This is a genomic window from Mycobacterium sp. TH-M103, assembly GCF_057473785.1.
In genome coordinates, this window is sequence record NZ_JBYCLG010000351.1 from 1 (window position 1) to 9,623 (window position 9,623).

The 9,623-nt window shown below is 70.1% G+C and carries 9 protein-coding genes and 1 pseudogene; 1 reads left to right on the top strand and 9 read right to left on the bottom strand.

Translation table 11 applies throughout. The annotated features are described in order from the left end of the window. From ahcY to AC2VOR_RS19500, 6 genes are all read right to left on the bottom strand, one after another. The coding region (gene ahcY, locus AC2VOR_RS19475; RefSeq protein ID WP_486964342.1) for an adenosylhomocysteinase at positions 1 to 1,356 on the bottom strand (1,356 nt) is incomplete at its 3' end. Between the two features lie 121 nt (positions 1,357 to 1,477). Continuing rightward, positions 1,478 to 2,074 carry a TetR family transcriptional regulator AlkX gene (alkX, locus tag AC2VOR_RS19480; protein ID WP_369741729.1) on the bottom strand — a complete coding sequence of 199 codons (597 nt, stop codon included), beginning with the start codon at positions 2,072 to 2,074 and terminating at the stop codon, positions 1,478 to 1,480. A 63-nt stretch (positions 2,075 to 2,137) separates the two neighbouring features. Further along, the gene (locus AC2VOR_RS19485; RefSeq protein WP_369740109.1) at positions 2,138 to 2,320 is read right to left on the bottom strand and encodes a rubredoxin; all 183 of its coding nucleotides are present in this window, start codon (positions 2,318 to 2,320) and stop codon (positions 2,138 to 2,140) included. A gap of 25 nt (positions 2,321 to 2,345) precedes the next feature. Further along, positions 2,346 to 2,519, bottom strand: coding sequence for a rubredoxin (locus AC2VOR_RS19490; protein ID WP_369740111.1), 174 nt, complete (start codon positions 2,517 to 2,519; stop codon positions 2,346 to 2,348). Further along, positions 2,516 to 3,778 (bottom strand): alkane 1-monooxygenase, encoded by a 1,263-nt coding sequence (locus AC2VOR_RS19495; RefSeq protein WP_369740112.1) that lies wholly within the window; start codon positions 3,776 to 3,778, stop codon positions 2,516 to 2,518. The genes AC2VOR_RS19490 and AC2VOR_RS19495 overlap by 4 nt, the downstream gene beginning before the upstream one ends. A gap of 97 nt (positions 3,779 to 3,875) precedes the next feature. Further along, positions 3,876 to 5,357: an amino acid permease gene (locus AC2VOR_RS19500; protein ID WP_486964343.1), complete on the bottom strand. Its 1,482-nt coding sequence runs from the start codon at positions 5,355 to 5,357 to the stop codon at positions 3,876 to 3,878. Between the two features lie 54 nt (positions 5,358 to 5,411). On the opposite strand from AC2VOR_RS19500, the gene AC2VOR_RS19505 reads away from it, so the two are divergent. Further along, the gene (locus AC2VOR_RS19505; RefSeq protein ID WP_486964344.1) at positions 5,412 to 6,812 is read left to right on the top strand and encodes an FAD-dependent oxidoreductase; all 1,401 of its coding nucleotides are present in this window, start codon (positions 5,412 to 5,414) and stop codon (positions 6,810 to 6,812) included. On the opposite strand, the gene manA is transcribed toward AC2VOR_RS19505, so the two are convergent. The 3 genes and pseudogenes from manA to manB form a co-directional block, all read right to left on the bottom strand. Beyond that, on the bottom strand, positions 6,790 to 8,016 hold the full coding sequence (gene manA / locus AC2VOR_RS19510) for a mannose-6-phosphate isomerase, class I (RefSeq protein ID WP_369740115.1): 1,227 nt from the start codon (positions 8,014 to 8,016) through the stop codon (positions 6,790 to 6,792). The two genes, AC2VOR_RS19505 and manA, sit on opposite strands and share 23 nt — an antisense overlap. Positions 8,017 to 8,024: 8 nt before the next feature. Beyond that, on the bottom strand, positions 8,025 to 9,149 hold the full coding sequence (locus tag AC2VOR_RS19515) for a TobH protein (protein ID WP_486964345.1): 1,125 nt from the start codon (positions 9,147 to 9,149) through the stop codon (positions 8,025 to 8,027). Further along, a pseudogene (gene manB / locus AC2VOR_RS19520) lies at positions 9,146 to 9,623 on the bottom strand (phosphomannomutase/phosphoglucomutase); the annotation flags it as partial. The gene AC2VOR_RS19515 and the pseudogene manB, both read right to left, overlap by 4 nt.

The following is a 9,623-nucleotide window of genomic DNA, read 5'->3' on the forward strand; positions in this document are numbered from 1 at the left end:
CACCTTCTCGTCGAGGTGCTTGGGCAGCCGGTACACCTCGTTGTCGTACTCGTCGTTCTTCGTCCACAGCTCGATCTGGGCGATCACCTGGTTGGAAAAGCTGTTGCTCATCACGAACGACGGGTGGCCGGTGGCGTTGCCCAGGTTCAGCAGCCGGCCCTCGGACAGCAGGATGATCGACTTGCCGCTGTCGGGGAACGTCCACAGGTCGACCTGCGGGCGGATGTTGGTCCTGGTCGCGCCCGACTTCTCGAGCTGGGCGACCTGGATCTCGTTGTCGAAGTGCCCGATGTTGCCCAGGACCGCATGGTCCTTCATCGCCTTCATGTGCGCCAGCGTGATGATGTCCTTGTTGCCGGTGGCGGTGATGACGATGTCCGCCTCGGCGATGGCGTCCTCGACCGTCTTGACGTCGTAGCCCTCCATCAGCGCCTGCAGCGCGTTGATCGGGTCGATCTCGGTGACGACGACCCGCGCCCCCTGACCCTTGACCGATTCGGCGCAGCCCTTGCCCACGTCGCCGTAGCCGCAGATCAGCACCTTCTTGCCGCCGATCAGCACGTCGGTGCCGCGGTTGATCCCGTCGATCAGGGAGTGCCGGCAGCCGTACTTGTTGTCGAACTTGGACTTGGTCACAGAGTCGTTGACGTTGATCGCCGGGAACGCCAGATCACCGGCCGCGGCGAACTGGTAGAGCCGCAGCACGCCGGTGGTGGTCTCCTCGGTGACGCCCTTGACCGACTCGGCGATCTTGGTCCACTTGCCCTTGTCGGTCTCGAAACGGCGGCGCAGCAGCTCCAGGAAGATCTTCCACTCGGTGGGGTCGTCGTCCTCGGCGGGCGGCACCACGCCGGCCTTCTCGTACTGGGCGCCGCGCAGCACCAACATGGTGGCGTCGCCGCCGTCGTCGAGGATCATGTTGGCCGGCTGGTCGGGCCACGTCAGCATCTGCTCGGCGGCCCACCAGTACTCCTCCAGCGTCTCGCCCTTCCAGGCGAACACCGGAACTCCCTTGGGCTCCTCGGGGGTGCCGTAGGGGCCGACGACGACGGCCGCCGCCGCGTGGTCCTGGGTGGAGAAGATGTTGCACGACGCCCAGCGCACCTCGGCGCCCAGCGAGACCAGGGTCTCGATGAGCACCGCGGTCTGGACCGTCATGTGCAGCGAGCCCGAGATCCGCGCGCCCTTGAGGGGCTGCACGTCGGCGTACTCCCGGCGCAGCGACATCAGACCCGGCATCTCCTGCTCGGAGAGCTCGATGTCGCGCCGCCCGTAATCCGCCAGCGACAGATCGGCAACCTTGAAGTCGATGCCGTTCCGGACGTCGGCACTCAGCGATTTTTCGGTCGTCGTCATAGCGTCTCTCATCCTTACTCGAGGCTCACCGTCACTAGCGGTACTTAGCTTTAGTATGTTCTTCCGCCACTGTAGTAGGCGGCGTCGCGGGCCCTCAATCAGGGAGAGTCGGGGCAGGCCGTCAGGGCAGATTGACCACGCCGTGGCGCTCCGCGAACGGCGTCATCAACCGGGCCAGGTCGGCCGCGACGTCGTGGTCGGCCTCGGGTGGCATGGACACGTAGCTCAGCGCCAGCCGCACGATAGCGCGGCCCAGCACGCCGGCGTCCTCGTCGCTGGCGGCCACCCAGCTCTGGGTGAGCGCCGTCGTCAGCCGGCTCGACGCGCGGGCGATGATGGGCGCGCTGTCGGTGGTGATGATCTGCAGCAGATCGGGCTTGGCCACCCCCGTCAGCAACGAGATCACCAGCGGGTCGGCCGCCGACTCGGCGAAGAAGTCGCGAAAGCCGTGCAGGAACGCCTCGTAGATGTCGCCGACATGGGCGTTCAGGGCGGCGTGCACGGTATCGACCAGCCGGTCGGCCAGGCGCAGGGCGTACCCCTGCGCCAGGCCCTGCCGCGAGCCGAACTCGTTGTAGATGGTCTGCCGGCTGACGCCGGCGGCGCGGGCCACGTCGGACAGCGTGACGGCGGACCAGTCGCGGGCCAGCAGCAGTTCCCGCATCGCGTCGAGCACCGAGTCGCGCAGCAGCAGCCGCGAGGCCTCGGCGTACGGCATCCGCTTCACAGGCGCGACGATATCTGTTTTCGCGGCCGCATTCGCGGGGATGGCGGTGGCCGATCACGGGCGCGCTATCTCCACCATCTCGAAGTCCGACTTCGCCGCGCCGCAGTCCGGGCAGCTCCAGTCCTCGGGGATGTCGTCCCAGCGGGTGCCGGGCTCGATGCCATCCTCCGGCCAGCCCTTGGCCTCGTCGTACTCGAAGCCACACTGCACGCAGACGAAGAGCCTGTAGTCGTTCATCGGTTCACTCCTCAGGGTTTCGAAGTCACGGTCTCGAAGTCACGATTTCGAAGTCGACCTTCTCGCGCACCGCGCAGTCCGGGCAGCACCAGTCGTCGGGGATCCGATCCCAGGCCGTGCCGGCCGGGAAGCCCTCGCGCGCATTGCCCTCGGCCTCGTCGTAGACGTAGCCGCAGCCCGGGCAGCGGTAGGCGGTCATGCCGCCTCCGCCTGTTCGGGCGCCCCGTACCTGGCCAGCATCTTGGCCCGCAGGCGCGGCTGCACGTTGACCCTGGTGATGTCACCGTCGTAGTGCGCGAGCACCCGGTGGTCCATCACCTTGCGCCACAGCGGCGGGAAGTAGGTCAGCGAGATCATCGACGCGTACCCGCTGGGCAGGTTGGGGGCGCCTTGCATGCTGCGCAGCGTCTGGTAGCGGCGGGTCGGGTTGGCGTGGTGGTCGCTGTGCCGCTGCAGGTGGTACAGGAACAGGTTGGTGACGATGTGGTCGGAGTTCCAGCTGTGCACCGGCGCGCAGCGCTCGTAGCGCCCGCCGGCGGTCTGCTGCCGCAGCAGCCCATAGTGCTCGAGGTAGTTGACCGCCTCGAGCAGGCTGAACCCGAAGACGGCCTGGATCAGCACGAACGGAATCAGCGAAGGGCCGAACACCGCGATCAGCACGCCCCACAGCAGCACCGACATTCCCCAGGCGTTGAGCACGTCGTTGGACAGGTAGGTCCGCGGGTCCCACGGGCTGCGGCCGAGCCGCCGAAGCCGCTGGGCCTCCAGCCGCAGCGACGAGCGCAGGCTGCCGAACACGCTGCGCGGCAAGAACTCCCAGAACGTCTCCCCGAAGCGGGCCGAGGCCGGGTCCTCCGGGGTGGCGACCCGCACGTGGTGGCCGCGGTTGTGCTCGATATAGAAGTGCCCGTAGCAGGTCTGCGCCAGGGTGATCTTCGACAGCCAGCGCTCCAGCGAGTCCTTCTTGTGGCCCATCTCGTGCGCGGTGTTGATGCCGACACCGCCGAGCACGCCGACCGACAGCGCCACGCCGAGCTTGCCCGCCCAGCCGAGCGCGCCGTCATAGCCCAGCCAACTCAGGTCGGAAGCGGTGAACAGATAGGCGCCCATCACCACGCTCAAGTACTGGAACGGGACGTAGACGTAGGTGCAGTAGCGGTAGTACCTGTCGTTCTCCAGCCGTTCCATCACCTCGTCGGGCGGGTTCTGCCCGTCCGGCCCGAAGCGCAGGTCCAGGATCGGCAGCACGACGTAGACCAGCAGCGGGCCGATCCACAGCAACGCCTGCGAGCCGGTCTGCCACCCGAGCCGGTTGAGCGCCCAGATCAACGGCAGCATCACGAACAACGCCGTCGGGGCGACGAGCCCGAGCAGCCACAGCCGGCGCTTCTTGTCCCGCCAGACCGGCGCCTCGGCTCGTTCGACGTCCCGGCCCGCCCGGGAGTTGAGCGTGGTCATATGCCAAACCTCCTCATGAGTCACACCACTACTTGAGGTTGACAATAAGACCTGATACGTCTCATGTCTAGACATAAGATGCTATTTTGTAAAGCGATTACGCGGCGTCCACCCGGTCCGCCTCCCGGAGCCCCTGCGCCGAGTGCCGGTACCCGTACCCGAGGTAGATGCCGATCCCCACGAGCAGCCAAACCCCGAAACGGATCCAGGTCAGCGCGGTGAGGTTGAGCATCAGCCACACGCAGGCGCAGATCGAGGCGATCGGCAGCAGCGGCACCCACGGCGCCCGGAAGCCGCGCTCGAGATCGGGACGCGTGCGGCGCAGCACCATGACACCGGCGGAGACCAGGACGAACGCGAACAGCGTTCCGACGTTGACCATCTCCTCGAGCTTGTCGATCGGGAACACCGAGGCCGTCAGCGCCACCACCACCGCGACCAGAACGGTGATCCGCACGGGGGTCCCCCGCGCACCGGTCTTGGCCAGCGAGCGCGGCAACAGCCCGTCGCGCGCCATCGCGAACAGGATCCGGCACTGCCCGAGGATCAGCACCATCACCACGGTGGTCAGCCCGGCCAGCGCCCCGACCGCGATGACCTTGCTGGCCCAGTGCACACCGTTCGCGGTGAACGCCGTGGCGAGGTTGGCCTGCCCCAGGCCCGGGACGGTCTTGAGTTTCCAGTAGGGCACCATGCCCGACAGCACGACCGACACCGCGACGTAGAGGACCGTGACGATCGCCAGCGACACCAGGATGCCCTTGGGGACGTCCCGCTGGGGCCGCTTGGTCTCCTCGGCCATGGTGGCCACGATGTCGAAGCCGATGAACGCGAAGAACACGATCGACGCCCCCGCCAGCACGCCGTACCAGCCGTAATGGCTGCTGTGCGCCCCGGTCAGCAGCGACAGCACCGACTGGTTGACGCCCGAGGCCTCGTGGCCCGCTTCGGGCGGCGGGATGAACGGCGAGTAGTTCGAGCCCTTGACGTAGAAGGCGCCGACCACCACGACCAGCACCACCACCGCCACCTTGACGCCGGTGACCACCGCCGAGAACCGCGACGACAACTTGGTGCCCAGCGCGACCAGGGTCGCCACCACCGCGACGATCAGCAGCGCCCCCCAGTCGAGCCGGACCGATCCCAGTGCCAGGCGGCTACCGGCGAATCCGGTCACCGTCGCCAGGTAGGTCGACCAGCCCTTGGACACCACGGCCGCGCCGATCGCCAGTTCCAGCAACAGGTTCCAGCCGATGATCCAGGCCAGGAACTCGCCGAAGGTGGCGTAGGAGAAGGTGTAGGCGCTGCCGGCCACCGGCAGCGTGGAGGCGAACTCGGCGTAGCACAGCGCCGCCAGCGCGCAGGTGACCGCCGCGATCACGAACGAGACCCAGATCGCCGGGCCGGTGATGTCGCCGGCGGTCGAGGCGGTCACCGTGAAGATGCCGGCGCCAATCACCACCGCGACGCCGAACACCACCAGGTCCCACCAGTTGAGGTCCTTGCGCAGCCGGGTGTCCGGCTCGTCGGTGTCGGCGATCGATTGCTCGACGGACTTCATGCGCCACCGATTGGCCATCCACCCTCCCGTTGGTCATCCGTTGGACGGCACAGTACTGGGTAGGCTGCGAGGGTGTCTGGGGGCGAAGACAGCACACGAGATCACGCGGTCGTGATCGGGGCCAGCATCGCGGGGTTGTGCGCCGCCCGGGTGCTCTCCGAGTTCTACGCCCGGGTGACCGTCTACGAACGCGACGAGTTGCCCGACACCCCGGCAAATCGCGCGGCGGTGCCCCAGGACCGGCACGTGCACATGCTGATGGCCCGCGGGGCGATCGAGTTCGACGGCCTGTTCCCCGGGCTGCTGCAGGACATGGTCGCCGCGGGCGTGCCGATGCTCGAGAACCGGCCCGACTGCATCCACCTCGGCGCCGCGGGTCACGTGCTCGGGATGGGGCAGACGCTGCGCGACGAATTCACCGCCTACGTGCCCAGCCGCCCACACTTGGAATGGCAGCTGCGCCGGCGCGTCCGCGACATCGCCAACGTCGAGATCGTGCGGCACTTTGTCGCCGAGCCCCGGTTCGACCGGGCCCGGCAGCGGGTCACCGGGGTGCTGCTGGACCCCGGCGGCACCGAGTTCGTGCCGGCCGGCCTGGTCGTCGACGCGGCCGGCCGCGGCACCCGGCTACCGGTGTGGCTCGAGCAGTGGGGATACCGGCGCCCGCCCGAACGGACCCTGGACATCGGCATCAACTACGCCACCCGGCAGCTACGGATCCCCGACGGCCTGATCGCCGAGAAGGTCGTCGTCGCCGGGGCCTCCCACGACCAGTCGCTGGGGCTGGGCATGCTGTGCTACGAGGACGGCACCTGGGTGCTCACCACCTTCGGGGTGGCCGACGCCAAACCGCCGCAGACGTTCCCGGACATGCTGGCGCTGGCCGGCGAGCTGCTGCCGGCGCATTTCACCGCCGCGCTGGCGCAGGCGGAGCCCCTCGACGAGCCGGCGTTCCACGCGTTCCCGACCAGCCGGTGGCGGCGCTACGACAAACTGGACCGCTTCCCGGGCGGTATCGTGCCGTTCGGCGACGCGGTCGCCAGCTTCAACCCCACCTTCGGGCAGGGTATGACGATGGCGTCGCTGCAGGCCGGGCACCTGCGGCGGGCGCTGCAGCAGCCGGAGCACCGGGTGGCGGCGACGCTGAACCGGGCCACCGCCAGGACCACCTACCCGGTGTGGCTGATGAACGCCATCGGCGACGTCAGCTTCCACCACGCCGAGACCGACCCCATCCCCCGCTGGTGGCGGCCGGTCGGTGCGCTGTTCGACCAGTTCCTCGGCGCGGCCGAGACCGAACCCGCGCTGGCCGAATGGTTTCTGCGCCGGTTCTCGCTGCTCGACAGCCTCTACATGGTGCCGCCGCCGCGGCTCGTCGGCCGGGCGATCGCGCACAACTTCAAGCTGTGGCTGGGCGAGCGCCGGCAGGCCTCCCCGCAGCGGCGGGCCGTCACAGCCCCACGGTCGCCCTGAACAGCTTGGTCGGCTCGCGCGCGACGAGCCGGATCGGACCGTCGTCGGCGGCCACCCAGGCGGCCATCCCGCGCCGCAGCGTCAGCGAGCCGGACTTGGCGTGCACCGTCGTGGCGCCCTCGGTGCACAGCAGGACCTGCGGCCCCTCGTGGCTGCACGCCGCGTCGACCTCGTGCCCGAGGTACTCGCCCTCCAGGGCCAGCAGCGCCACCGCGAACTCCTCGGCCGGGGTCTCGTACACCATCCCGAAACCCTCGCGGCGGACGTGCGGGCGCAGCCGCGCCTCGGCGGTGGGCTCGAAGTCGAGGACCCGCAGCAGCTCGGGGACGTCGACGTGCTTGGGGGTCAGCCCGCCGCGGAGCACGTTGTCGGAGTTGGCCATCACCTCGACGGCGAAACCCCGCAGGTAGGTGTGCAGGTTTCCGGCCGGAACGAAGATCGCCTCATTCGGGGCCAGGCTGATGCGGTTGAGCAACAGCGCCGCCAGCACCCCGGCGTCGCCGGGGTAGCGTTCCCCGAGCTCGAGCACCGTCTTGACCTCGTCGGCGAACTCGGTCGCGCCGGAGCTGACGTAGGCGATCGCGCCGTCCAGCACGGCCGCGACCAGCGCGTCGAGGTCGGGCTGGGGCGCGGTGATCCAGGTCGTGAACAGCGCCCGCAGGCCGTCGGCGTCGGACTGGTCGTTGAGCAGCTCGATATAGGGGTCCAGCTCGGCGATCGCCAGCGCCCGCAGCAGCTCCGCGGTGCGCGAGGCCCGACGGAACCCGGCCAGCGCCTCGAAAGGCTGCAGCGCGACCAGCAACTCCGGCTTGTGGGAGGTGTCGCGGTAGTTGCGGACCGGCGAGTTCACCGGGATGCCGAGGCGCTCCTCGCGCAGGTAGCCCTCGACGGCCTGCGCGGCGCTGGGATGTGCCTGCAGCGACAGCGGCTCGTCGGCCGCCAGCACCTTCACCAGGAACGGCAGCACGTCGCCGAACCGGGCACGCGAGCCGGGTCCGAGCTGCCCCTCCGGATCGGCGACCAGCGCGTCCAGCAACGACACCTCGCCGTGCTCGGTTTCCAGCCAGGCCGGATCGCCCGGGTGTGCGCCGAACCAGAGCTCGGCCTCCGGATGGGCCGCCGGCACCGTCCGGCCGGTGAACTCGGCGATGGCCGTACGCGACCCCCATGCGTACGTCCTCAAGGCCCCGCGTAGCAGTTCCACGTGTCTATCTATCCCCGCACCAGTTGCATGTAAACCGCGGCCATCTCCAGCCGGACGGCCAATACTGCCAGTTGCGCCCAGGCGCTGCCCGCACCGGTCGGCGTGCGCTCGGCACCGGCCGCACCACCGGCCTCGGCCGGTCCGCCGGGCGCCTCCGGCAAATCCGGCACGTCCTCGGCGCAGACCAGGTGGACGTCGTCGAGGCCGGCCACGCGCGCCGCCACCACCGTGCGTTCGGCGGCCAGCGTGAGCGCCAGCACCCGCAGCCGTTCGGGCAGCGGCCCGTCGATCTGCTCGTCGTGGAAGAGCGCGTCCACCGACGACGCGGCACCGCCGAAGCCGTCGCTCGCGCGCAGCGCCACCACCGCGTCGGCGAGCCCGGCGGCGCCGACCACCTCGTGCGCGATCCGCAACAGGATCGAACTACCGTGCCGCGCCACGGCCAGCGTGGCGGCGCAGTCGCCGGCCAGCGCGACCCGGCGGCCGGACATGCGCGCGGCGATCGTCTTGGCCGGGTTGGTGAACGGGTCGCGGCCCGCGCTGTTGCGCAGGGCCTCGGCGTCCAGCTCGTCGGCGAGCCGCTCCAGATCGATGCCCGTTCTGGCGTCCACGGTGCGCAGGGCGGCCAGGCCGGCGGCCAGGTAGCGGCACAACCCGAACTCGTCGGGCACCCACAGCCGCGGGCCGAGCACGGCGACCCGGCCGGCGGTGGAATCCCGCAGCGGGCCCTCATACGGTGCCGCCACCACGACCCGCGCGCCGCGGCGCACCCCGGTCGCGGCGGCCGTGACCAGCGCCGGATCGCCGGGGTCGTCGCCGGCGACGATCAGCACGTCGAGCGGGCCGACCCACGGCGGCGCCTCGCCGAGCACCGCGATGGGCGCGGAGACCTCGCCGCCGAGCGTCGCGGCCAGGATGGCGCCGGCGGTCTCGGCGGTTCCGCGGCCGGCCACCCAGATCACGCTGCGCGGCGGGTGGTCGACGCGCAGCGTGTCCAGCGTCCCCTCCTCGGCGGCGGCGGCGACGGCACGCACTTGGGCGCCGGCCGACGACGCCGCCCGCAGCAGGCCGTCCCGGTCGGCGGCCAGCAGGCCCTCGGCGTCCTCGAGATCGATCGCCCGGGTCGCGTTCACGGGACGGCGTCCCCCGGCACCGCCGCGGTCGCCGCGCCGATCTCCACCCGGACCCGATCGACGACGGCGGCGACGTCCTCGGCGCTGCGGGCCTCGACGTTGAGCCGCAGCAGCGGCTCGGTGTTGGAGCTGCGCAGGTTGAACCAGCTGCCGTCGCCGAGGTCGACGGTCACCCCGTCGAGGTGGTCGATGGAGTGGATGCGGGCGCCGAACGACCTCAGCACGGCCTCCACGCACCGCGGCGCGTCGGCCACCGTGAAGTTGATCTCGCCGGAGGATTCGTAGCGCTGGTAGTCGGCGGTCAGCTCCGACAGCGGCCGGTCCTGCTCGCCGAGGGCGGCCAGCACGTACAAAGCTGCCAGCATCCCGGAGTCGGCGCCCCAGAAGTCGCGGAAGTAGTAGTGGGCCGAGTGCTCGCCGCCGAAGATCGCGCCGGTGTCGGCCATCAGCGCCTTGATGTAGGAGTGGCCGACC